Genomic DNA, 25,993 nt, shown 5'->3' on the forward strand with positions numbered 1-25,993 from the left:
TTTTGGTGTTGATTCCGTTATTTTGGTAATTATTCTAGAAAATTTGGTTTTGCGGGAGGAAAAATGAGTAAGAGAACTAACATAATTTTGACTAGCACTATGATGGGTATTGCTACTGCTGCGTGTGCTTTTTGTGTAGCACAAAGTGCAAATGCTGCCGATACCTCAGTGAGTGATGGTATTAATACAACTGTAAATTCTTCTAACGCAAACTCTTATGCTACAAATCCTAGTAAAAACCAGCATGGGGGGGGGGCTTTAGATAGCACTTCCGTAAAATCCTCTGAAAATATCAATTCCTCCAATTCTAATGAAGCTGCAAAAATTACCGAAACTGCAAAAACTGATAATGATGTTGTTAAATCTTCTAAACCTGTAGACGCTACTGAAAATTTTGAAACTACTAAACTTACTCAAACTCTTATTGATGTAAGCAATACTAATCTTCAAACAAATAATCGTGAAGATAGAAGCGTAACTGCATATGAAGAATCCAGAGCAGCTTCAACTGATTCAAGTAGCACAAATGATGAATCTTTAACTTGGACGCGTGACGACTTTAATATCACCCCTGACGGCAAACAGATTGGGTACAGGAAAGATATTACTGTTACTGATCATGATGGAAAACCAGCTGGTACAGAAAATGTTATTGTTCCAGGACTTAATGAAAAAGGCCTTGCAAAGCTTAAGAAAAATCCGCATATTGTAATTCCAGAAGGTATAGAAGTAATTGGAGAAGTTGCTTTTACAGGTAAAGCGAAACAAGTTGGCAAAAATCATGAGCATATCGAGGGTGAACATTATATAGAAAGTGTCACTCTTCCGCAATCTCTTAAAATCATCGAATACGGTGCGTTCGGCTGGAACAAAATTAAGGGAACTGTTACTATTCCGAAAAGTGTAATTTCAATACATAATGGTGCTTTTGTAGCTAATGAAATTGAAAAAGTTGTGTTTGAAGGCGTAATTGATGACAAGGGCAAAGAGCACGATTCAGACTCTAAGCCGTATTATCTTTCTGGAATTGGTAGCGATGCTTTCCAAGGTAATAAAATTACTGAAATTGATGTAAAAGATAATTTGGCTAAGTATCAATTATTCCCATCTAATAATCCACAGAAGGGCGATTCTGTGTTCGATAACCAGAATCCTGGAACTTTCACTATTGAAGTAGGAGACGAATATAAAAGTCCTATTAAAATTACGAAAGAAGGTGTCAATCAGAGTATTAATGTAGTGGAAGGATTCAAAGAAGATGGTACTCCGGTACAGATTGAAAATTCATCTTATTTTGAGAAGAATAAAGAAGGCAAATATATAGCAGTAAAATCTGGCAAGCTTGAAGGTCAGTGCCTGTTTTACGATATTATCAAAAGACAATTTAGGATAATTGGTATTTCGCACTTTACCTACAACATTGTTCCTAAACCTAAGATCTACAAAGTTACTTTTGTTAATGATAGCAATAAAAATTATGCTTCTGTGCAAGTTAAGGAAGGCAAGAGCATAAGTGAAAACAGTGTTGCAGGTCAGATGATGCCATCGGCACCATCTAAAGAAGGTTATACTTTTGTAGAGTGGAATGCTGATTCTACAGGTAAGGATAAAAGCAAAGTATTTACTGCTCAAACTCCAGTAAAAAGTGACATGACGGTTTATGCTATTTATACACCTACGCCATCTCCAACTCCTGAACCAACACCAACACCAACACCAACACCAGAGCCAGCGCCTGAGCCAGATGTAACTCCTGAACCTGAGCCAATACCAGTTCCTGACGTTCCTGATGTTCCTGGTGGTTTGTGGATTCCTCTTCCTGAGATTGTTCCTGAGAATCCAGAGTATTCTGTTGTTGAGCAGCCTGTGTTGAATCCTGTTCATTCTTCGGATAAGCCGGTGGAGCATTCTGTTGAGCAGCATTTTAAAGCTGTTGATGCTGGTGAAGCTTATAATGCTAAGGCTCCTGCTAAGCATTTGCCTGATACTGGTGTTTCAGCAACTTCAACATTTGTGATTTCAATCATATCCCTTTTCGCTGGTTTTTCTAGTTTGCTTGCTGGAATAGCTAAACGCAAAAATTAGTATTGCATTTATGAATGTTTTGAGCGAATGCTGATAATTTCCCTCTGATGTTTTATATATCAGGGGGAAATTCGTTACTATCGTATTGTCTACTTTCAAGCAAATATTGTGTGCATCTACTTATATTTAATGTTTATTTATTGTATAATCAAAAGTGTTTATAAGTTTTGTGGATTTAAGCTTTGCTTAATGGTTGTTTGTACAATTTATGTAATTTTATGAGTTTTTAGTGAAGAGGCTAAAATGAATAAAAAAACTGCAATCGTGTTGTCAACGACGATGATGAGTATTGCTACTGCGGCTTGCGCTTTTTGCATGGCTCAAACTGCGAATGCGTCTGAAAATAATTCTGCATCAGATGTGAAGCAGAATGTCACTAGTGTTGATTTTTCTAATGGGGGGGGGGGTTCCTGGTGATTTAGCAAAGTCACAAAAATCTGTAAAATCACAAGAAAATGTGCAGAATGATATATCTGCAAAGTCGCGCGGTTTGGCGCAGTCACATGCTTCTAAACAGTCACAAGAAATTATTAGAAAACAGAAGTCTGATTCTGAAGATCATGAATCTAACTTTGCTAATGCTGATCCTTCCAGTAGTGAAACTAGGTTGACATCTTCCTCTGACTATAGTGGTTCTGTTGCCGATAACAAAGCTGATAAAAGAAATGATCCTACTGATGCGGATAAACCAAAAAACGATGAAGTAAGTACACAAAAATCAGTTAAAGCAGCAAAAGATGATAGGGCGTCAACAGATTCTACAAATAATGGCGAGAAGAAAAGCGAAGTTAAGCCTAATAAAGATGGCATATATGATTTTAGTAATGACAAGAATGTAACCAATCCGTTCCCGAATGTTATTACACCTGCTGAAGTCAAAGAGCTGCAGGATAAAACAACATCTGTTAGACCTCTGCCTTCTATTCAAAAGATTTTTTATACGCCTTATGGCAAGAAATTTTCTGTAGAGAATGGTCAAGCATCTGGCGATACTAGAAGTATTAATGAGATTATCAATACATATAATGGCAGGCTTGGAAGAGTTGATACATTCATATTTTTCCCGCGGGTTGATAAAGAAAGTGTATATACTGCCGATGGTCAATTTTACCCATACAGATCATCCCGCGAGCTAAAAAATCCAGATGGATCAGCAGATTTTGACTTTAATAAAGCTCCCGACAATAAGATCTCATACAGGCTCGAGGTAAATGGGAAGCTTATTGGATCCAATTTGGCTGATAAGACAAATATCACAGTATATATGAGAAAGAACCAAACGTTTATTCATGTTGTTATGGAGGGTGACAACACTCATGAAGCTATTTTTGGCTATGAAGGATTTAATCATGAAGACTCATCTGGAATTTTTGGATATGTCGCCTTTCTACCTGAATGTGGCGCGCAATTTCACTTTGTAGATGATTTGCAATATCGCAAGGCAGCAAACATTAAAGGGAATGATGATCTTCCACAACGTAGTTCTGGTGAAGCTGATAGGTTCTCTACTAAACCGTTTACCAAGTTGGATTTATCCGATTTGTCTGACGCGAAAAATATTTCCAAAGTTAGGTTTGGTAATAATCAGGTTGTCAGAAATATGTATACGCCTCTTCTAAGCTACGAAGGCGATCCCAAGAAAGATTCTATTAAGCGCCCAACTATGGAAGAGCTTAAAAACACGCAAATCACTGGTTATTTGTATTACAGTAATGATATAGACACGCCAAAAGACGGTACTTTTACTACTAAAAATGCTGACAAAAAACCTGGAAATTTCAATTACGGTATTGTTCGAGATAAAGATGACAATCAACTAAATACAAAGCATTATTATGTGACATTTAGACCAATTCCTACTCAGCTTGTTGTGCGATACAAAGATTTGCAAAACAAGATCGAGAGTGGTAAGAAATTTGGACTTTACGTTGGCGATAAGCAAATTGCTGGTGATTTCAAGTCATCTGAGTCTAGCGCAGCTCCAGAGTTAAACGCATTACAATCAATGATAACAAATAAAAATACGGCTTTGCTTAGTGAAGCTGCTGGTTATCTTTCCAATGGTTTTGCTTATTTGTCTCCTGGAAACTACATCGTAAAGTCTGCTGCTGAAGCGCCTACAAACTATGAGTGGGTTGTTGAACCAGAAAATTCAGCAGATATTAATAGTGCTCCAACTAGTGCGAATGTTAATATTGCAGTGCACAAAGATGATAATGTTTCTACTCAAAAAGTTGTTACTTTTGTGTTGAGAAGAAAGATTGCTACCGTCAAATTTATAAATGGTGATGACAAGAAACCGTATGCTACTGTGAAAGTTCAGCAAGGTCTCTCTATTAGTGGTGATGGTTTAACTGATCAGTCTATGCCAGCTAATCCTACTAAAGCTGGTTTTACTTTTAATGGTTGGTATAAGGATAAAAATGGAACTGGGGATGCGTTTACTGCGTCCACAATTGTAAGCGAGGATACTACTGTTTACGCTATTTATACGCAAATACCTCCTGCACCTACACCTGAGCCAACTCCTGAACCAACGCCAACGCCGACTCCAGCTCCTGAGCCAGATGTGACTCCTGAACTTGAGCCAATACCAGTTCCTGACGTTCCTGATGTTCCTGATGATTCGTGGATTCCTCTTCCTGAGGTTGTTCCTGAGAATCCAGAGTATTCTGTTGTTGAGCAGCCTGTGTTGAATCCTGTTCATTCTTCGGATAAGCCAGTGGGGCATTCTGTTGAGCAGCGTTTTAAGGCTGTTGATGCTGGTGAAGCTTATAGTGCTAAGGTTCCTGCTAAGCATTTGCCTGATACTGGTGTTTCGCTGGTTATGTCTATAAGTGCTTTGTTTGTGTCTTTGTTTGCTGGCTTTGGTTTGTCTCTATTCAAGTCTCGCCGCAAGCATTAAATATGCATGTAGTAGGTTGATTTTATGTAAGAATCTAAGTTATGTTGTGTTGATATTGTGATTCAAGAATTCCCCCTGTTGTGTAACTCGTATGGTTGTTCGCAGGGGGAATTTGATTTTATTGTGTTTTTGCTGATTATTTTATTTGATGAATCATTAGTTTTAGATTGCCGCGAATAAGTATCCAAGGCTCCTCATGATGCGTAAATCGTTCAAGTTCTTTACCACTGTAGCAACAAAATCGCAACTATAGCAGTAAAGATGATTACCCAATATGCGCAATTGGGGAAACTAACTCGGTTCCTGAAGCGTCTCTTCGCATATCTGGCTTAGGTAGCTCTACGTTCGCTCCACGTTGTGTAGTCGCGTAAAGCGGATAATTCCCAACGTATGCTGCCAAAATCGTGTTTTGCCCCTTAAGGAATCGCTGTGATCGCACGCCTCCGGTGCCGCGACCCTTTGTAGGGTACATTTCTAGCGGCGTAATCTTTGCAGCTCCGTTTTCTGTTCCAGCAAGCGCATCGCTATCTCCAGCAAGAGTGAACACTACGCTTCCAGAAGCAGAAAATAGACCATTTTCGCCCTCTTCGTAATTCCATTCAACATCATTTTTAGCAACTACAGCAAAAGCAGAAACAGTGCATCCTTCATTAAGCCTAATTCCTGCCATTCCTGCAGAGCTTCGCCCCTGCGCACGCACTTGCTTTGCATCGAATGTAAGTAGGGAAGAATCGTTGCTTATAAACACAAGCCTATCTTCATCATTAGCAAGTGCTGCATTAATTACTGAATCGTTGTCTTTTAAGTCAATAATGCTCCAAGAATCCATTGTTGTTGGTGATTCAAAATTCCATCGTTTTACAACGCCATTCTTTGTTCCGATTGCGAGAGGAGTTTTAGAATCAGATTCGCTCAACGCAATAGCAGCTACGACTTTCTCTCCTCTAATTGGGTCTGTGCTTTGAGTAGAAGTTAATAATTCGCTTGCTTTAACACCATTGGAAAGAGATTCCGAAACGTTTTCATCTCCTTGATTTAAATGTGGCAAGTCTGCAACATGCGCTATTACTAATCGCCCTGCGGATGTTATTAAAGCGTATGTTGCTCGCGTAGTAGTAGTAAACACGTTTAAGCATGGAGTGTCAAAGATATTTGAAGAATGTGATTGCCATCTATTGAATGTTTCAACACTAGTTCTTGCTATAAGCCCAGATGTGCTCAAAGCTACGGCACACGGTTCGTCGCTTAATTGCAAAGCCGCTGAGGTTGCGTCAGTGTCTCCAGACTTACGAGCGGCGCTTGCGGCTGCTGCAACATCTGCCTGGGCATTTGTCAATTGATTTGCTGCAATAACTGCGTCCATAGCTGAATCAGAATTAACTTCTTTACTGTTTTTAGTGCAAACAGGCGTAAAGCTGCCGTCTTCTTGTTCGTCTAAAAGAATAGTTCTGCGCGGAGTATCCCACTGTTTTACAGCGTAATCCATTTCTGCAATCACAACTTTGTCTAGCTGGCTTGCGGAGCTTAGAATCTCGTTAAGTTCATCTATTTTTTGCAATAAGTCGTTTTTTTCGCCTTCTAGCTCGATTCGACTCATTTTTGTAAGTCTTCTAAGTCTTAAGTCAAGAATGTATTGCGCTTGAATCTCGTCTAAATCAAATACGCTAATAAGCTTTGATTTTGCGGTTTCTGCATCTTCGGAAGACCTAATTACTTGAATTACTTCGTCAATGTCTAGCATTGCAAGAAGCAATCCTTCTACAAGGTGCAGTCTCTCTTTGGCTTTGTTTAGTCTAAATTCGCTGCGCCTTCTAATAACGGTTCTTCTGTGCAAAATCCACACGTCTAGAAGCTCTCGAAGACCCATTGTGTGAGGTCTTCCATCAACTAGTGCAACGTTGTTAATCGTAAAGCTTTCTTGCAGCGGAGTGTGCTTAAAAAGTTGCGCAAGAACCGCGTTTGGGTCGAATCCTGTTTTTATTTCGATTACGATTCGCGTTCCGTTATGTCTATCTGTTAAGTCTATTGCTCCAGATATTCCGTCTAGTTTGCGCGCTTTTATGCCTTGAGATATGCGTTCGAGCACGCGCTCTGGTCCAACCATAAATGGTAATTCGGTAACAATAATCGCCTTTTTGCGCGCTGTAACGTTTTCAATATGCGTTTTCGATCTAGTTGTAAAAGCGCCTCTTCCAGTTTCGTACGCTTCGCGGATTCCACTTCGCCCAATAATTATGCCGCCGCCAGGCCAGTCTGGTCCTGGAACTATTTGCATTAAATCGTCTAGAGTAGCATTTGGATGCTTCATAACGTATTTTGCTGCAGCTACGACTTCGCCAAGATTGTGAGTAGCCATATTTGTGGCCATTCCAACTGCGATTCCAGAAGCTCCGTTTACAAGCAAGTTTGGTATAGCGGCAGGCAGAACAGTTGGTTCTTTTAGCTTATTGTCATAGTTTGGAGCAAAGTCAACAGTGTCTTCGTTTATATCTGCATTCATTCCAAGTGCTGCTGGAGCTAGTCGCGCTTCCGTGTACCTAGATGCTGCAGGACCGTCGTCTAAGGAACCAAAGTTTCCATGACCGTCAACCAGAGGGAGTCTAAGAGAAAATGGCTGAGCCAAACGCACCATTGCCTCGTAAATTGCGGAATCTCCATGCGGATGCAGTTTTCCCATAACTTCGCCTACAACGCGAGCAGACTTCATGTATGCGTGTTCTGGGGTAAGGTTCATGTTTCCCATTTGATACACGATTCGGCGCTGTACAGGCTTCATTCCATCTCTAGCGTCTGGCAATGCGCGCGCGTAAATCACCGAGTATGCGTATTCGAGGAATGATTTGCTCATTTCTTCGTTAAGCGGCGTTTCAACAATGTTTTCCTTAACCTTTCTAGGGTCGAAGGTTTGTTTTGCTGATTTGCTGCGTGAAGGCATGGTTTTGAACTCCTTGAAGTGATTTACAAGCCTTTATAATACCAATTTATGTGCACAAAACTTTATTAAATGCTTATTTTATGCTTATTTTACTCATAGTCTGTTATGCATTATTCATGATTTTGTATAGTTTGTGTTTTGACTACAATGTTGCTTATGAGTATTGAGATTCCGTCTGTGGATGATTTGCTGAATTTTGTTGATGATTCGTGTAACTCCAATCTTCGTTTGTCTGCGATTCTTCCAGCAGTAAGCTCTTCGATTGATGCTTCGATTAGTACAGCTGTTTATAATGATCCTGATACTGCGCGCATTAGTCTTGGATTTCCGAAGTCACAGAGTGCTGTTGTTGTGCTTGTAGACGGACTTGGCTATTGGAATCTTGCTATTAGAAAAGGTCATGCTCCTTATTTGCGCTATCTTCTTAACGATTGCGCAAATCAGCGTCCAATAAAGACTTGTATTCCGAGTACTACGGTTGCAGCAATGGCAACTTTTGGCACTGGAACATGCCCTGGTCTTACTGCAATGACGGGATACACGCAAAAAAATCCTAAAACGGTGGCATTATGTCAATTAATCCAATTTAGGGATGCTCCAGATCCATTAGATTTGCAACGCCAGCCTACAATATTTGAGTCGCTTTCTAATTTAGGTGTTAGAGCGAATCATGTAAGTCTTTCAAAATTTGAGGATTCTCCTCTAACTCAAGCAGCTTTTAGGGGAGCTAAATTCATAAGTGGATCAACTCCTAGAGCAAGAATTATGAATGCTGCCAATAGTACTAAAACGCCTGGTTTAACATATTTGTACCTTAGAGATATTGATAAAGTTGGTCACAATTACGGTTGGAAATCTGAGAATTGGGTTTCAGCTTTTGAGCAGATAGACGCGCAACTGAGTCTTTTAAAAAAGAATTGTCAAAAAGGCACTTTGATTGTTATTACTGCAGACCATGGAATGATTGAATCAAATCCAGATTTGAAAATAGATATTGCAAAAGATAGTCGTCTTACTAAAGGAGTTAAGCTTGTTGGGGGAGAGCCTAGGTCTGTTATGCTTTACGCGGAAGATGGCGAAAATCCAGATGACATTGCGTTAAGATGGTCTAACGTTTTGCAAGATAAAGCGCGTGTAAGAACTAAAGAGCAAGCTGTTAAAGATGGTGTTTTTGGGAAAGTCAGCCCGTTAGCATTAAGCGTCATAGGTGATGTTCTTGTTCAAGCAAAGTCATCTGTAACTATAGTGGATTCCAGGATAGAAACAGAAAAAGCCATGAACTTACCAAGCGTTCATGGCTCTATGAGTCACATGGAAATGGACATTCCATGCTTAGTTGATATAGCTTGATTTATGATAAATTAAGCCTCTCCAAAAAGAATCTCATCCCAACTAGGAACAGCAGCTCTCGTGCTCTTCTTAGCCCTAGTATGCTCGTTCATATGCTGTTTTGGTTCAGTTTTTGGAGTTTCTATAGCAACTGTTTTATCTGCTTGAACATGCGCATCTTCAGAATCTGATCCAAAAGTGTTTGATTTAGAATTTGCATATTTGCTTTTTGCAGAAGCAGAATTGGAAGAATCGACTACCGCATTTTCACTAGAATTATCTTGTGAAATGTTTGCGCTCGCATTTTCGCTACTATCTTCATTTTCTGAATTTTCTTTAGACTTATAGATTCCAGAATTAGAAGAAGAGTTTGCAATATTTGCAGCAGTTTCTGCGGCTTCTATGTTTTTTACGTTTGCAGAAGACTGTTCTGTATTATCTGGATTGTTAGATGGAGTAGAGTTTGATACCAAATCGCTTAGAATTGGATTTTCTGTATAACCATCTAAAGAATTATTAGTATTGTTGCTGTTTTGTTCTTTTTGTGCAGCCTCTGTTTGAATAGCAACATTTGCAAGATTAACGCTATTCCTTGATTCCCACTGACTCACAGCACGTTCTATTCTTGCAGAACGAATCGAATTTCCTGGAAGCTCATCATTTGCGAATGGGAAGTTTATGCTTACTGTGTCTCTATAAGCTCCTCCAAACTGTGATTTTTTAGAAGAAGAATCATTGTTCATAACTTCTTCGCCAAGCAACAATCTAGATGAAGGGTTTGCGCACGTAATAGAGTTGTCGTGCATATTCCAAGTCCACTCTGCTTTTATTGTTCGAGTAGCAGTGTTGAACTCTGCTGTTATAAGCCATGGTTCAAGTCCGCGTCTTGTGGCACGCCATTTTACAGTTTCCATTCCAATGTGTGCTTTTGCGAGAGTTCGTTCAATCAAATCTGAAATAGTTCTCATATTGCTTTGTTTTGGAGCTGGAACTGTTAAGAATTGCTCAATAGCATACTGTTTTTCTGTTTCAACGCCACTAGAGAATCTTTTAACTTGAGATTCGCTTACGTTATATCGCTTTGCAACATGTTCTGGATCGACGCCAGCACGTATCAGTGCTTGTATCTGAGATATAGGTAGTGTTGCCGTGGTAGCAGCTGGCGAATCATCAGATTTACTAATAGAATTAACTGTGTTTTGATTATCGCCACCAACATTTGTTAGTTTTTTTGATTCGGCAATCGCGCGCTCCAGCGTGTCGTCAACATGAATTTTTAACGGCGTGTTTTCAAAAATAAAAATTAAATCGCCATTATTATCCACATGATCGAAACTCGCCTCTTTTGGCGGATTTTCAAGCATTGTGCACCACTTTCCTCGCTTTTAACGCTACTTATAACATACTTTAGTCCATAGTCTGCCTTCTTTGCCATTTTCTATGAATAAAAAAGCGAGTATTCTATGCGGGGTAGCTTTCATGTATGCTATGCGCGTAGGTAGCTTTTATTAGATAGCTAAAAGTATAAAAGTAGATTTAGTAAGTAGTTTTAAAAACGAAAGGACCATAATGGCACAGGATTATGATTCTCCTCGTAGTAAAGACGAAGACGAGGAGTCATTGGAAGCGTTGAGTAAGGGTTCACAAAGCTCTGCTAACGATATAGACGATGATGAGAATGCTATTGCAGAAGATTACGAGTTGCCAGGTGCAGATTTAAGCAATGAAGATGCGTCTGTTACAGTAATACCAATGCAGGGTGATGAATTTATTTGCTCAGAGTGTTTCCTCGTAAAGCATCGTAGTCAGCTTGCACAAATGTCTCAAGATGGTCAGCCAGTTTGTAAGGAGTGCGCAGCCTAATGTCTTATGACGAGACCTACACTGGTCCAGAACAGGTAGAAGTTCTTATCAAGTATTTGGATAATTTGAATGATACTGATAGTAATCAGCCTGCTATGGAACATATTTCTTACGCTCATGCTGGAGATGCTGGGGCGGATTTACGAACTACGCAAGATGTGACTTTGCGCCCATTTGAACGTGCTCTGGTTCCAACTGGTGTTGCTATAGCTTTGCCAGCTGGATACGTTGCTCTAGTTCATCCGCGTTCTGGTCTCGCTGTAAAACAAGGTGTTACAGTTCTTAACGCGCCAGGAACCGTTGATGCTGGGTATCGCGGTGAAATTAAGGTTCCGTTGATAAATATGGATCCGAACAATACTGTGCAGTTCCATCGTGGAGATCGTATAGCTCAACTAGTTATCCAGCGTTATGTTGAAGCTAATTTTATTGAAGCAAATAAGCTTCCAGGATCAGATAGATCTACAAAAGGATTTGGATCTACTGGAGTGCAATAAATTACATAAATCCGGCCAGAGCTAAGTTTATTAGACTGAGTCGGATTTATTGTATTTAATATTAAGTTTATTGTGTTTAATATTAGACATGTAGATTATTGTATGATTTAGCTTGTTTTACAATGTAGGATAGTAACTATAAATCGGGAGGTGATATTCGATGGGTGAAAATCAAGACGACATTAAGGGCGCTAACATGCTCGGATGTGAAATTAGCGAAGATATGCGAGACCCATTGTGCCCAATATTGCGAATGTGTAAGTGGCATCATCCCGATGAGAATATGGAGATTTTGCACAAAGCTTATGCTAGAGCCGTAAAACAGCATACTGGTCAAAGGCGTAAATCAGGCGAACCATATATTATTCATCCTCTTGCTGTTGCTCAGATTTTAGCTGACCTAGGAATGGGTCCTATAGTTGTTGCTGCAGGATTATTACACGATACTGTTGAAGATACGGATTACACGCTAGAAGAGTGTAGGGCTGATTTTGGTGATACTGTTGCAGGATTAGTCGACGGTGTTACAAAAATATCAAACATGGAATATGGAGAAAGCGCTCAGGCAGAAACAATCAGAAAAATGGTTGTTGCAATGAGCCGAGATGTGCGAGTGTTGGTAGTAAAACTTGCAGATCGTTTGCATAACGCTCGTACATGGAGATACGTTAAGCCATCTAGCTCGCATAAAAAGGCTCGTGAAACTCTAGATGTTTACGCTCCTCTTGCAAATCGACTCGGTATGAACGCAATTAAGACAGAGCTTGAAGAGCTAAGCTTTAAAGTTTTATATCCAAAAATTTATAACGAAATAGTAGTTTTAGTTGCTCGTAGAGCTGGTCAACGTGAAGTTTATTTGCGTCAAATTCTAGAAGAAATCAATGAAGATTTAAACCAGCAACATGTAAAAGCTTCTGTTAAGGGGCGTCCAAAAGATTATTTTTCAATCTATCAAAAGATGATTGTTCGCGGTCATGATTTTGAAAATATTTACGATCTTGTAGGTGTGCGAATAATCGTTGATTCTATTCGGGACTGTTATGCTGCATTAGGTGCAGTTCATGCGCGCTGGAGTCCTGTTCCTGGACGTTTTAAGGACTATATAGCAACGCCTAAGCTAAATATGTATCAAAGCTTGCACACTACTGTTGTAGGTCCTGGTGGAAAGCCTGTGGAGATTCAGATTCGCACATGGGACATGCATAGGCGTGCTGAATTTGGTATTGCTGCTCACTGGAAGTATAAGGCAAACGGACAAGCTGGTCGCGCTTTAAGTAAGCCAGATAAAGGTGATGTTAAGCGTGAACAAGAAGAAAACAAAGAGCTTAGCGAATTAGATAATTTAAAGTGGATTCAGCAGCTTGCAGATTGGACCAGTGAAACGCCAGATTCTGACGAATTCTTGGGTTCCTTAAAGCAAGATCTTGGAGCTTCGGAAGTCTACGTGTTTACTCCAAAGGGAAGTATTGTTGCTCTTCCGCAAGATGCAACTCCAGTTGACTTTGCTTATTCTGTGCATACTGAGGTTGGTCACAGAATGATGGGCGCTCGCGTAAATGGAAAGCTTGTGCCACTTGACACTAAGCTTAACAATGGCGATACTGTAGAAGTTCTTACATCAAAGTCTGATACTGCTGGTCCTTCAAGAGATTGGCTCAGCTTTGTAAAAAGCCCTAGAGCTAGAAATAAGATTCGTCAATGGTTTAGCAAGGAACGCCGTTCGGAGGCGATTGAAGAGGGTAAAGACGAGCTTACGCGAGCTATGCGTAAACGTAATTTGCCTTTATCTACTTTACTTACTCCACAAGCGTTAATAGGTGTTGCAGAAGAGCTTAATATAACTGCTAATGTAGAAGCTGTTTACGCTGCAATTGGCGAAGGTCAAGTTTCCACTCAAAACGTTATTTCTCGTCTTGTTAAAGATGCTGGTAGTGAAGAAGTAGCTGAAGAAGCTCAGGAAGAAGCACTTCCGCTTAGGAGAGTTGAGCGTAATCGCAAATCTAATGGTGTTCTTGGTGTTTCCGTAAAGGGCGTTGGAGATGTGTGGGTTAAACTTGCTCGCTGTTGCATGCCTGTTCCTGGAGATGACATTGTTGGTTTTATAACTAGAAATCAGGGTGTTTCTGTTCATAGAACGGATTGCCAGAATATGATTGATTTGCAAAAGTCACAGTCAGAGCGTGTTATTCCTGTTCAATGGACTAGCGATAAAGGCTTGTTCCTTGTTAAAGTTCAAGTAGAAGCTTTGGATCGTCAGCATTTGCTTTCGGATGTTACGCGAGTTCTTTCGGATCATGGTGTAAACATTCTTTCGGGAACGATTGCTACTGGAGATGACCGCGTTGCTACAAGTCAATTTACGTTTGAAATGGCAGATCCTCAGCATTTGAACACTCTTCTTGCTGCAATTCGTAAGATTGATGGCGTTTTTGACGTTTATAGAATTACGGGCGCAAAAGATAGTGCGGAACCGCGACTTAGAAAAATGGAACGCGACTAAACAATAAAACCTAAACAATAAAACTTCCAGTCAAATAATGTTTTGGCTGGAAGTTTTGTTATTGCAATTTTATATTATTTATGCTTTATTTTAGTTAATGTTATTACTTAATAACCTCAATAGATATAATTCCAACTGGCTCTAGTGGGGCATCAGACCTATCTGTTGGAACAGATTCGAGCTTATCTACAACAGCTTTAGATTCATCATCTACTACTTCTCCAAAAATAGTGTGATGACCATCAAGCCAAGGAGTTGGTACGGTAGTTATAAAGAACTGAGATCCATTCGTTCCATGTAAGCGTCCGTCCCGTCCTCGCTGTTTTCCAGCATTTGCCATTGCAAGAAGATATGGTTTATCAAACTTTAAAGATGGGTCAATCTCATCATCAAATTCGTAGCCAGGACCACCCATTCCGTTTCCGAGAGGGCATCCGCCTTGAATCATAAAGTCTTTGATAATACGATGGAATGTTAAGCCGTCATAGAATGGTTCGCTGGATTTTTCTCCCGTAAAAGGATTCATCCACTCTTTTGAGCCAGTTGCCAAGTCAACGAAATTTTTTACTGTAATAGGCGCTTTATCGTCAAAAAGATTAATCTTTATATCGCCTTCGGACGTATGCATATTGATAAGTGTCATAATGCGATTTTCCCATATATTAAAGACTGTTCAAAACTGTTGCAAATAAAACTGTTGCAAATAAAAATAAGGCGAGCTTGAGCAGGATTAATCTTGCATTAACTCGCCTTATTTTCGTAATATCAAAACTTTAGAAACATAGATACTCTACGCTTTGGCGCTTTGATACAACGTTGAACCAGCTTCCTGGAACTTTTTACTCATCTCTTTCATACCCTCGGCAATAGCCTGACTGCGGGCTTCTTCAACAAGTTGTTCTTGTTGATCTGCGCCACCGAAACGCTTGCGAATATTCTGAGAAATAGCCATTGAGCAGAATTTTGGTCCACACATGGAACAGAAGTGAGCCATTTTTGCTGGCTCTGCTGGAAGCGTTTCGTCATGGAAAGCGATAGCGGTATCTGGATCGTAGCTTAAATTAAACTGATCCAGCCAGCGAAACTCGAAACGAGCCTTGCTTATAGCGTTATCTCTATCCATGGCATGCGGATGATGCTTAGCAAGATCCGCAGCGTGACAAGCAATCTTATAAGCAATAACACCTTGCTTAACGTCGTCCTTATTAGGAAGTCCTAAATGCTCTTTAGGAGTGACGTAGCAAAGCATTGCTGTGCCATAACGAGCGATTTCAACGCCGCCGATAGCGGAAGTAATGTGATCATATCCTGGTGCAGTATCGGTTGTTAAAGGACCAAGAGTATAGAATGGAGCATTCTGGCAAATCGCTTTCTCCATTTCAATATTCATGCGTACCGTATCAAATGGTACGTGTCCTGGGCCTTCAATCATAACCTGAACATCGTGTTGCCAAGCAATCTTAGTAAGCTCACCAAGCGTCATAAGCTCGGAAAGCTGAGCAGCATCGTTTGCATCAGCCAAGCTTCCTGGTCGTAAACCATCTCCCAAAGAGAACGCAACATCGTACTTGGCAAAAATCTCACATAATTCTTCGAAGTGAGTGTATAAGAAGCTTTCTTGATGGTGTTGCAAGCACCATTCAGCCATAATGGATCCGCCTCGAGAAACAATACCAGTTACGCGGTTTGCAGTAAGAGGCACGTAGCGAAGAAGCACGCCTGCGTGAATAGTCATGTAGTCAACGCCTTGCTCGCACTGTTCAATAACAGTGTCGCGGAAAAGCTCCCAGCTGAGCTTAGAAGCATCATCCTCAACTTTTTCCAAAGCTTGATACATTGGAACGGTACCAATCGGAACAGGGGAGTTACGCAAAATCCACTCGCGAGTTGTGTGAATATCGTTACCTGTGGAAAGATCCATAACGGTATCTGCACCCCACTTAGTAGCCCACGTAAGTTTTTCTACTTCTTCGTCAATAGAAGATGTTACAGCAGAATTACCCATGTTTGCGTTTAGCTTAGTTAAGAAGCGAGAACCAATAATCATAGGTTCTGCTTCAGGGTGGTTGATATTGCAAGGAATCACAGCGCGACCAAATGCAACTTCAGAGCGAACAAGTTCCACATCGCAATTTTCGCGAGTAGCAACATACTGCATTTCTGGAGTGATAATTCCATGACGCGCGTACCACATTTGGGTAATAGGATGATCTGCAGCCTTCATTGGCTTATGAGTGCGACCACGCCACTCTTTTGAAGCTTTACCGCGCTTAATAGCTCGCTTGCCGTCATCTTGAAGATTTCGACTACGACCTTCATATTCAACAACATCGCCACGATCTCTAATCCAATCAAGACGAAGTGGAGCCAAGCCTTCCTTAGGATCGCACTTAGGTCCCTCTGTGTTGTAATCCTTAAATGGTGGGTTAGGGCCAACGCCTGGAGTATCAGAAAGCTTAATTTCTGTATAAGGAACTTCCAAATCGTAAGAACCATATTCATATTCAAAGTGAACTGGCGTAGTTTTACGAATATGAGCTTTGTCCCTCTGAGTACATCCGCGAGAAGCAATATCAACGCGCTGTTGCTTTGCTAATTTTGCAGCATCTTTTGCTTCTTTAGCATTAATGAACTTTGGCGTATTGTTAGCTTTCTCATCAGCTTTTTCCTGAACTATAACGCGTTTTGCATAACCGTGCTTTTGATTGCCGCGAATGTGCGTAAAGCGTTCCACGAATTCACTCATAGTGGATTCTGGTGTTTCGCTTGCGTACAATGCTTCAGATACAAACAATCCTGCAGCCTTACTGCGAGCAATCATGTCAACATCTTCTAAAGATGTTCTTCCTCCAACAAGTACTGGAAAATCGCTTGCTGAGCAAATAGTATTAATCTTTGCTACATCTAAAATAGTGTGATTTGGTTCTAATTCATAAGTTGGAGTAATGTTTTCGCAACCATCTTCTGGATTACGCATTGCCGTTACACAAATATAATCAATGCAGCCATCAGGAAGTTCATTAATAACCTTAACAAGACTTTCTGTTTCTACGGACAAGCCTATTATTGCGTCTTCTCCCAAAAGTGCTCGTGCTTCTTTAGGTTCCATGTCGCTTTGCGCAAGATGAACTCCATCGACTTTAATTCCTTGATTTCTTGCCTGCCAGACAACGTCAACTCTTCCGTCTATTACGAAAGTTACTGAATCACATTTATCGTTATCTTCTATGATTTGTGCAATATCTCGTGCGATTGATGTGATTTCTTTTGCGCTTTCATCCGCACAATTAAGCCTTATAAATGTTGATCCTGCGCGTAAAGAGTCGTCAACTATATCCGTGAGTGCGCGACTTTTGCATAGTTTAGGATTTGCAATAAAACATGTGTTTAGGTTGAACTGGTCACGCATTGATGCGTATGGATAGTTTGAGGTCATACTTAATCGTTGCTCCCTACGTTGTATTAACTAACAGGTTCGAAGGGTCAGGTTTTTCACCTATCTCAGCCTTCTTTAAAAAGAAAGCACCCCTGCAAAATGTTGTGACTCAGACATTCTACATTATTTGGTATCTTTTTAATAAATCGTAGGCATGTTGAATGGTTGATCATTTGATAAATAGAAAATCCTAGAAGCGATTAATAGATTTTACTGTATCTTACGCTACTAGGATTTTATTTGTGACTTTTTTATTTGTGACTTTTTATTGGATATTATCGACGTTCATGATGGTTGATTTTATTGGATATTAAATCTCCAACAGTTTGTACTACTTGCACAAGAAGAATACAGAAAATAACAGCAACACTCATAACATCGTATTGGTAACGCTGATATCCGTAGCGAATTGCAATATCTCCTAGACCGCCTGCGCCAACAGTTCCAGCCATTGCAGAGAATCCAAAAAGTGTAATGAAAGTCAATGCCGCTCCACGAATTAATGAAGGCAAGCTTTCAAAAAGCAATACTTTGAATACTATTTGCGTATTGCTTGCGCCAAAACTTTGTGCAGCTTCTATAAGACTTCCATCAACTTCTGCAAGAGATTGCTCAACAATTCGCGCTACGAATGGTGCAGCTGTTAAAACAAGAGGAACAATAGCGCCAGAAACTCCCAAAGACGTTCCAACAATAAGTCTAGTAAGTGGAATTATTGCAACAAGTAGGATTATAAACGGTATTGAGCGAACAATATTTACAATCCAACCTAAAACCGCATTCAAATATGAGTTAGGACGTATTCCTTGTTTTGCGCTTGTTATAAGAAGAACTCCTATTGGTAATCCTATTACGTATGCGAATAGTGTAGATATTGAAGTCATAGATATTGTATCTTTTGTGCCTTCAATAAGTAGTTCTCCATATTCGTCTATAAATTGTGAAATATTTTCTGGCATTTTTATTTCACCCCATTGTTTGTTGCGCTATTAGTGGTTATTCCATTTTCGGAATTACTATTATTGGATTTAGTTCCCCTATGGTTTTCAACATGTTCGTCTGCAATAAGCGTTTTTAAAATATTGCTTTGAGGATTTTTGAAAAGTGTTGAAGTGTCACCGATCTCTACGATTTTTCCGCCGTCAATCATAGCAACCCTATCGCAAATATTTCTTGCTACTGCTAACGAGTGAGTAATAATAACCAGTGTTACGTTAAGATCTCGGTTGATTCTTCTAAGCAAGTCAAGTATTTGTGCTGTAGTTGTTGAATCCAAGGCGCTTGTTGCTTCGTCACAAAGCATTATAGAAGGATTATTAGCAAGTGCTCTCGCTATTGCAACTCTTTGCTGTTGTCCGCCAGAAAGCTGAACAGGGTAGCGGTTTGCTAAATCTTTTAATCCAACTAAATCGAGTAAATACTTTGCTCGTTCTTCTCTTTTTTCTTTAGGAGTGTTGTTTAGTTCCAAAGGAAAAGTCACATTTTGTAACACAGTTCGCTGTTGAAAAAGACTAAAGTTTTGGAAAATCATTCCAATATTCGATCTTATTTTAGATAAATCTCTATTTTTGGCGTCCGTAATATCTTTTCCGTCTATTAGCACTCTTCCAGATGTTGGACGTTCTAACAAGTTCATGCATCTGACTAATGATGATTTTCCAGCTCCAGAAGATCCCAAAATACCAAATACTTCGCCTGATTCAATAGTTAAATTAATATCGTTAAGTGCTTCGTGCGATTGCTTACCACTTGAGTAAGTTTTATAAAGATGCTCAATTTGAATCATATTATCTCTCACTGATTTTGAAAAGCAAATATGAGGCACGTGCCTCTATGCTTTTGTGAGGCACATGTCTCATATTTGCTTAAGGTTAGAACAATGCAATCATCTTAGAAAACTGGCAAAACAGCGCCGTTGTAGTTTTTCTTTATAAAATCACGAACTGCATCTGTTTTTAACGCTTTTACAAGAGCCTTGATTTTAGCAAGCTTTTCGGATCCTTTCTTAACAGCAATAATGTTTTCGTATGTCTTAGCAGCTACGCCTCCAACTTTTTCGCTTGTAAGAGGATCTTTAGTTGGGTTAAATCCAGCTTGAATAGCGTAGTTTCCGTTTAGAGCAGCTAAATCAACGTCCTTAACAACTGTTGGAACCAAAGCAGCGTCTATTTCCTTAAACTTTAGATTCTTTGGATTAGAAACAATATCTTTCTTTGTTGCGTTAACATCCTTTGGATTCTTTAGCTTAAGAAGACCTGCGTCTTGCAAAAGAAGAAGTGCGCGAGCTTCGTTGGTTGGGTCGCTAGGAACCGCAACTGTTGCGCCATCTTTTAAGTCCTTAATTGTTTTAGTCTTTCCTGGGTAAAGTCCAAATGGTTCAAAGTGGATTCCAGCAATAGAAATAATATGCGTTCCTCTTTCTTTATTAAAGTTATCTAAGTATGGCAAATGCTGATGGTAGTTTGCGTCTGCTTCGCCTTCTTCTACAGCAGTATTTGGTTGCACGTAGTCAGTAAATTCCTTAACAACCAACTTATAGCCTTGTTTTTGCAAAATTGGCTTAACTACTTTGTTCAAAATATCGCTGTGAGGAGTTGGGGAAGCTGCAACCTTAATTACCTTATCGTCTTTAGTTGCTCCATTTGCAGAAGATCCGCATGCGCTTAGTGAAAGCCCCAAAATCGCAGTTAGTGCTGTAAAAGCTGCAATAATCTTTGTGTTCTTCTTTGTGATTTTCATATTTTTCCCCTTGTCCTTTAATGTTTTTTGTTCGTTGATGTTTTGTTTCTTAGCAACGGAATATCAATATATGCGATTTTGTATCTTCTTCGCTACCTATTTTCTATTTGTATAATTTATGACGAGTTAGCAATACTAATGAAATCAGGCAGATATGTGACAATTAATTTTTTATACTTGCGATTGATTTTTTGTTTTTCGCTTGTTTTTTATGATTGGCGTTTTGCGATTTTTCTGTTTAGTGGATGCTTTTATTGCAATATGACTTTATACAATGCGGCTTATGCAACATGGATTATAATAAAAACATGACTTCTTTGCGTTTAGCTTTAGCTCAAATTGACACTTGCGTTGGAAACATAAGCAAAAATACGGATGAAATATTGCGATTTTGCAAAGATGCAAGTAGTGGAAACGCTGATATTGTTGTGTTTCCAGAAATGACACTAACAGGGTATCCAATCGAAGACCTTGCTTTGCGTGCAACATTTAGAAAAGCAGCTAGCGACGCTGCTTACAGTCTTGCAAAAATCTTAAAAGATAGCGGATTAGCTGACTTATACGTTGTTGTTGGAACAGTTGGTGTAGACGATGAATTAGGTAAGCCAAGAAATCGTTTACTTGTTATTCATGATGGAAAAGTGGAGCTTGTTTACGACAAGCATTTCTTACCAAATTATGGCGTTTTTGACGAATTTAGAATTTTCTCTTCTGGAGATGATTGCGGAATTCTAAACGTTAAAGGCGCAAAATTAGGATTTGCGATTTGCGAAGACATTTGGCAAGATGGCGGTCCAGTTGCGCGTCTTTCTAAAGAGGGGATTGATGTTTTAGTAACAATCAACGGTTCTCCGTACGAAGAAGGCAAAACGGATATTCGCTTAAAGCTGGCGCAAAAGCGTGCAAAAGAGGTTAATGCTCCTCTTGTTTACGTAAATCAAGTTGGTGCTCAAGATGATCTTGTTTTTGATGGCGGCAGTTTTGTAGTAAACGCAGATGGATCCCTGATCGAGCGTTCTAAAATGTTTGATCAAGACTTAAGTTTTGTTGATTTTAATACAGATTTAGATGCACAAAAATGCTCAACGATTGCTCAAAAATTAGACCCAGACGAAGAAGTTTATTGCGCATGTGTATTGGGACTTAGAGATTACATGCGCAAAAACGGATTTAAGGGCGTTTGCTTAGGACTTTCTGGCGGAATTGACTCTGCGCTAGTTGCAACTATGGCGGCAGATGCTTGCGGAGGGCAAAACGTTTGGGGAATCTCAATGCCAAGCATGTATTCTTCGCTTGGTTCTAAAGACGACGCTTGCGATTTAGCTAAGCGACTTGGAGCACATTACGATATTCAGCCCATTGAGCCACTTTTTAAGTCATTCCAAAATCAGCTTGATTTACAAGGTGTTGCTGCAGAAAATTTGCAAGCGCGAGTTAGAGGCGTGATTGTTATGGCGTACTCTAATTCAAAAGGATTGCTGGCACTAGCTACTGGCAATAAGTCGGAGCTTGCATGCGGTTATTCTACGATTTATGGAGATGCAGTAGGAGGGTATGCTCCTATTAAAGATTTGTTTAAGACTCGCGTTTGGGCGCTTTCTAGATGGCGAAATCGTGCTGCTCAAAATGGAGTAGGTCTTGGAATGTTACCTATTGCTGGAAGAGAAGATTTTCCTAAAGACAATGCTCCAAAAGATAGCATTCTTATACCTGTAAACTCGATTATTAAGCCTCCAAGCGCAGAGCTAAGACCAGGGCAAAAGGATTCTGATTCTTTGCCAGAATACGATTTGCTAGATAAAGTGTTGGAAGCTCATATTGAGCTTGCTCACGGTCGCGCAGATTTGCTTGCAGACGGTTTTGATGAGCGCACAGTTGATACAGTTATTAGGCTTGTAGACCGCGCAGAATGGAAGCGTAGGCAGTATCCGTTAGGGCCAAAAGTTAGTGCGATTGCGTTTGGAAGAGATAGGCGAATTCCAGTAACAACCGCGTTTAGAGAGTAGACGAAATCTTGGATACGTCTTGGGAAAAGTCGCAAGCATCCGTTGATTAACTACATATTGCATATGCGCTAGTTTGAGTATTCAAACTAGCGTTTTTTACTAAATTGAATACATAAAAGCATAAAATGTGAGGTAACTCACTTTAAAATAGTAAAAAATCGACGTGTACTGTTTAAACATTGCTTTAACATAGTAGAGAAGACGGCGTGAAGAAGCGTCGTGGATACGAAAGGAGTCAAATATGGCATCAGTGGATGCATCCGTTCTCACCGAAGAGGATCTTCGTGCAAAAGCGTGGGATGGATTTACAAGCGGCAATTGGGAAAAAGATATTGACGTACGCGACTTTATTTTAAAGAACTACACCCCATACGAAGGCGACGAATCCTTCTTGGCGAATGCTACCGAGAAAACGAAGCATATGTGGAAGTATCTCGATGACAATTACTTGGCAGTTGAGCGTGAGCGCCGCGTATACGACGTTGAAACTCATATTCCAGCAGGCATTGACGCAATGCCAGCAGGCTACATTGAAAGCCCAGAAGTAGATAACGTAATCGTCGGTTTGCAAACTGACGAACCTTGCAAGCGCGCTATGATGCCAAACGGTGGTTGGCGAATGGTTGAGCAGGCTATTAAGGAAGCCGGCAAGGAAGTAGATCCAGAAATTAAGAAGATTTTCACCGTTTATCGCAAGACTCATAACGATGGCGTGTTTGGTGTTTACACCAAGAATATTAAGATTGCTCGCCACAATAAGATTTTGACTGGTTTGCCAGACGCTTATGGTCGTGGTCGTATTATCGGTGATTATCGTCGCGTGGCTCTTTACGGCGTAAATATGCTTATTGAGTTCAAGAAGCGCGATAAGGATTCGATTCCATACCGCAACGACTTTACTGAGACCGAGATTGAGCATTGGATTCGCTTCCGCGAAGAGCACGATGAGCAAATCAAGGCTTTGAAGCAGCTTATCAACTTGGGTAACGAGTACGGCTTGGATTTGAGCCGCCCAGCTCAAACCGCTAAGGAAGCTGTTCAGTGGACTTACATGGGCTATCTTGCTTCTGTTAAGAGCCAGGATGGCGCTGCAATGAGCTTCGGACGTGTTTCCGCATTCTTCGATTGCTACTTTGAGCGTGATTTGAAGGCTGGATTAATCAACGAAACCGATGCTCAGGAAATCATTGATGCTTTGGTTATGAAGCTTCGTATTGTTCGCTTCTTGCGTACTAAGGATTACGACGCAATCTTCTCTGGAGATCCATATTGGGCAACTTGGTCCGATGCTGGCTTCAGCGATGATGGTCGCACATTTGTTACTAAGACTTCGTTCCGTTTGCTCAACACTTTGACTCTTGAGCATCTTGGGCCAGGTCCTGAGCCAAACATCACTATTTTCTGGGATCCAAAGCTTCCAGAAGCCTACAAGCGTTTCTGCGCACAAATCTCTATCGACACTTCTGCAATTCAGTACGAGTCCGATAAAGATATTCGTGAGCACTGGGGCGATGACGCTGCTATTGCTTGCTGCGTTTCCCCAATGCGCGTTGGTAAGCAAATGCAGTTCTTCGCTGCTCGCGTTAACTCCGCAAAGGCTTTGCTCTACGCGATTAACGGTGGTCGCGATGAAATGACTGGCATGCAGGTTATTGATAAGGGTGTTATTGACCCAATCAAGCCAGAAGCCGACGGAACTCTTGACTACGAGAAGGTTAAGGCCAATTACGAGAAGGCTTTGGAATGGCTTTCCGAAACCTACATTGAGGCTTTGAACATCATCCACTACATGCATGATAAGTACGCGTACGAGTCCATTGAGATGGCTTTGCACGATAGGGAAGTCTATCGTACACTCGGCTGCGGTATGTCTGGCTTGTCTATTGCTGCAGATTCCTTGGCTGCTTTGAAGTATGCAAAGGTTTACCCAATTTACAACAAGGATGCTAAGACCACTGAAGGTCATGAGTATGAGTACATCGAAGGCGCAGAAGACGACTTAATCGTTGGCTACAAGACGGTTGGAGAGTTCCCAATCTACGGTAACGATGACGATCGTGCTGATGACTTGGCAAAGTGGGTTGTAAGCACTGTTATGGGTCAGGTAAAGCGTTTGCCTGTGTACCGTAATGCTGTTCCAACTCAGTCTATCTTGACTATTACTTCTAACGTTGAATACGGCAAGAACACTGGTTCCTTCCCATCTGGTCACAAGAAGGGTACTCCTTACGCTCCAGGCGCAAACCCAGAAAATGGTATGGATTCTCACGGTATGCTTCCATCCATGTTCTCCGTTGGCAAGATTGACTATGATGATGCTCTCGATGGTATTTCTTTGACCAACACCATTACGCCAGATGGTTTGGGAAGAGATGAAGACGAGCGTATAACGAATTTGGTTGGTATTTTGGACGCTGGCAACGGTCACGGCTTGTACCACGCAAACATCAACGTTTTGCGCAAGGAACAGCTTGAAGACGCTGTTGAGCACCCAGAAAAGTATCCACACCTTACGGTTCGCGTTTCTGGCTACGCAGTGAACTTCGTAAAGCTCACTAAGGAGCAGCAGCTCGACGTTATTTCTCGTACATTCCACCAGGGTTCAGTTACTGACTGATTCTGATTGATTGCGAATGCCGCCGGGAGTGAGTAGGTTTTGCTCCTGGCGGCTTTTAAAATAAACGTAGTTTTTAAAATCGAATAAATTAAACCAAAGACGGTTATAGGAGGGCATATAGATGGTTGAAAACACAGCATTTCGTACCACGACTCAGCACATGTTAAAGGAGTCAAAAGAGTATGCCCGACAAACTTTAATGGGTGGTCTTTCTGGTTTTGAATCTCCAATTGGATTAGACAGAAAAGACCGCTTAGTTGCTCTTAAAACTGGCGATATTGGATTTGTGCATTCTTGGGATATTAATACTTCTGTTGATGGCCCTGGCACTCGTATGACTGTTTTTATGAGCGGCTGCCCACTTCGCTGCCAATATTGCCAAAATCCAGATACTTGGAAAATGCGCGATGGCAAGCCAGTCTACTTAGATGCAATGATTAAAAAAGTAGACCGTTATCAAAGTCTTTTTAAGGCAACTGGTGGCGGAATCACATTTTCTGGCGGCGAATCCATGATGCAACCAGCTTTTGTATCTAGAGTATTTCGTGCAGCAAAAGAAATGGGCGTGCATACTTGCTTAGATACTTCGGGCTTTTTGAATCGCAATTATACAGACGAAATGATTGACGACATTGATCTTTGCTTGCTAGATGTTAAATCTGGTATTGAAGAAACGTATAAAAAAGTAACTGGCGGCTTGCTTCAGCCAACTATTGACTTTGGTCAGCGCTTAGCGAAGGCTGGTAAGAAGATTTGGGTGCGTTTTGTGCTCGTTCCAGGTCTTACAGACAGTGAAGAAAATGTTGAAAAAGTTGCTGAGATTTGCGATTCGTTTGGAGATGCTGTTGAGCATATTGACGTGCTTGGATTCCATCAACTAGGCCGTCCAAAGTGGCATGAGCTTAGGATTCCGTACCCACTTGAGAATCAAAAAGGACCTTCTAGAGCATTAAAAGAGCGAGTTGTAAATCAGTTCAAAGACCACGGTTTTGTAGTGTATTAGACTGAACCTCGATGCGTTTTAGGCAATCTTTGTGTATTGTATTTTTTTGAAGGATTTTGTATAATTATACAAATACCC

Annotated in this window: 17 protein-coding genes and 1 riboswitch; of the genes, 10 read left to right on the forward strand and 7 right to left on the reverse strand. The window is 40.6% G+C overall.

The window, feature by feature from the left end; all coding sequences use genetic code 11:
• The first annotated feature begins 63 nt into the window (after positions 1-63).
• The 3 genes from HXT20_RS02335 to HXT20_RS02345 all read left to right on the forward strand — a co-directional run bounded on the left by HXT20_RS02335 (position 64) and on the right by HXT20_RS02345 (position 4,990).
• Positions 64-2,085: an InlB B-repeat-containing protein gene (locus HXT20_RS02335; protein WP_422114434.1), complete on the forward strand. Its 2,022-nt coding sequence runs from the start codon at positions 64-66 to the stop codon at positions 2,083-2,085.
• A gap of 243 nt (positions 2,086-2,328) precedes the next feature.
• Positions 2,329-2,502, forward strand: a complete 174-nt coding sequence (locus tag HXT20_RS02340; RefSeq protein WP_101887847.1) for a primosome assembly protein PriA — start codon at positions 2,329-2,331, stop codon at positions 2,500-2,502.
• Between the two features lie 40 nt (positions 2,503-2,542).
• Positions 2,543-4,990, forward strand: a complete 2,448-nt coding sequence (locus HXT20_RS02345; protein ID WP_422114460.1) for an InlB B-repeat-containing protein — start codon at positions 2,543-2,545, stop codon at positions 4,988-4,990.
• A gap of 265 nt (positions 4,991-5,255) precedes the next feature.
• Here the strand turns inward: HXT20_RS02345 and HXT20_RS02350 are convergent, their stop codons facing one another.
• Positions 5,256-7,925 carry a DNA gyrase/topoisomerase IV subunit A gene (locus HXT20_RS02350; protein WP_422114435.1) on the reverse strand — a complete coding sequence of 890 codons (2,670 nt, stop codon included), beginning with the start codon at positions 7,923-7,925 and terminating at the stop codon, positions 5,256-5,258.
• Positions 7,926-8,081: 156 nt separating this feature from the next.
• On the opposite strand from HXT20_RS02350, the gene HXT20_RS02355 reads away from it, so the two are divergent.
• On the forward strand, positions 8,082-9,275 hold the full coding sequence (locus HXT20_RS02355; RefSeq protein ID WP_246979120.1) for an alkaline phosphatase family protein: 1,194 nt from the start codon (positions 8,082-8,084) through the stop codon (positions 9,273-9,275).
• Between the two features lie 11 nt (positions 9,276-9,286).
• Here the strand turns inward: HXT20_RS02355 and sepH are convergent, their stop codons facing one another.
• Positions 9,287-10,618: a septation protein SepH gene (gene sepH / locus HXT20_RS02360; protein ID WP_009993669.1), complete on the reverse strand. Its 1,332-nt coding sequence runs from the start codon at positions 10,616-10,618 to the stop codon at positions 9,287-9,289.
• A 205-nt stretch (positions 10,619-10,823) separates the two neighbouring features.
• Here sepH and HXT20_RS02365 point away from each other — a divergent pair, with 205 nt between their 5' ends.
• The 3 genes from HXT20_RS02365 (at position 10,824) to HXT20_RS02375 (ending at position 14,114) form a co-directional block, all read left to right on the forward strand.
• Positions 10,824-11,117: a DUF4193 domain-containing protein gene (locus HXT20_RS02365; protein WP_004112589.1), complete on the forward strand. Its 294-nt coding sequence runs from the start codon at positions 10,824-10,826 to the stop codon at positions 11,115-11,117.
• A complete protein-coding gene (gene dut, locus HXT20_RS02370) occupies positions 11,117-11,614 on the forward strand; it encodes a dUTP diphosphatase (RefSeq protein ID WP_009993670.1) in 498 nt (165 codons plus the stop codon). The genes HXT20_RS02365 and dut overlap by 1 nt, the downstream gene beginning before the upstream one ends.
• A gap of 160 nt (positions 11,615-11,774) precedes the next feature.
• Positions 11,775-14,114: a RelA/SpoT family protein gene (locus HXT20_RS02375; protein ID WP_004138463.1), complete on the forward strand. Its 2,340-nt coding sequence runs from the start codon at positions 11,775-11,777 to the stop codon at positions 14,112-14,114.
• Between the two features lie 103 nt (positions 14,115-14,217).
• On the opposite strand, the gene HXT20_RS02380 is transcribed toward HXT20_RS02375, so the two are convergent.
• The 5 genes from HXT20_RS02380 to HXT20_RS02400 all read right to left on the reverse strand — a co-directional run bounded on the left by HXT20_RS02380 (position 14,218) and on the right by HXT20_RS02400 (position 20,289).
• Positions 14,218-14,757, reverse strand: coding sequence for a peptidylprolyl isomerase (locus HXT20_RS02380; RefSeq protein ID WP_020760232.1), 540 nt, complete (start codon positions 14,755-14,757; stop codon positions 14,218-14,220).
• 147 nt (positions 14,758-14,904) lie between these two features.
• Positions 14,905-17,550, reverse strand: coding sequence for a phosphomethylpyrimidine synthase ThiC (gene thiC / locus HXT20_RS02385; protein WP_422114436.1), 2,646 nt, complete (start codon positions 17,548-17,550; stop codon positions 14,905-14,907).
• A riboswitch (TPP riboswitch) is annotated at positions 17,547-17,654 on the reverse strand. Its footprint overlaps the gene before it by 4 nt.
• 171 nt (positions 17,655-17,825) lie before the next feature.
• Complete coding sequence (locus tag HXT20_RS02390; RefSeq protein WP_004112597.1) at positions 17,826-18,509, reverse strand: methionine ABC transporter permease; 684 nt, start codon at positions 18,507-18,509, stop codon at positions 17,826-17,828.
• A gap of 2 nt (positions 18,510-18,511) precedes the next feature.
• Entirely contained in the window at positions 18,512-19,336 is an 825-nt protein-coding gene (locus HXT20_RS02395) for a methionine ABC transporter ATP-binding protein (RefSeq protein ID WP_004115441.1), read from the reverse strand.
• Between the two features lie 104 nt (positions 19,337-19,440).
• Entirely contained in the window at positions 19,441-20,289 is an 849-nt protein-coding gene (locus HXT20_RS02400) for a MetQ/NlpA family ABC transporter substrate-binding protein (protein ID WP_004112601.1), read from the reverse strand.
• 308 nt (positions 20,290-20,597) lie between these two features.
• Here HXT20_RS02400 and HXT20_RS02405 point away from each other — a divergent pair, with 308 nt between their 5' ends.
• The 3 genes from HXT20_RS02405 to pflA all read left to right on the forward strand — a co-directional run bounded on the left by HXT20_RS02405 (position 20,598) and on the right by pflA (position 25,915).
• Positions 20,598-22,295 (forward strand): NAD+ synthase, encoded by a 1,698-nt coding sequence (locus HXT20_RS02405; RefSeq protein ID WP_246943321.1) that lies wholly within the window; start codon positions 20,598-20,600, stop codon positions 22,293-22,295.
• 241 nt (positions 22,296-22,536) lie between these two features.
• Positions 22,537-24,912, forward strand: coding sequence for a formate C-acetyltransferase (gene pflB / locus HXT20_RS02410; RefSeq protein ID WP_004112605.1), 2,376 nt, complete (start codon positions 22,537-22,539; stop codon positions 24,910-24,912).
• 121 nt (positions 24,913-25,033) lie between these two features.
• The gene (gene pflA, locus HXT20_RS02415; protein ID WP_004112608.1) at positions 25,034-25,915 is read left to right on the forward strand and encodes a pyruvate formate-lyase-activating protein; all 882 of its coding nucleotides are present in this window, start codon (positions 25,034-25,036) and stop codon (positions 25,913-25,915) included.
• Positions 25,916-25,993 lie beyond the last annotated feature (78 nt).

Source organism: Gardnerella sp. DNF00109 (assembly GCF_049262845.1).
Lineage (GTDB): Bacteria > Actinomycetota > Actinomycetes > Actinomycetales > Bifidobacteriaceae > Bifidobacterium > Bifidobacterium vaginale.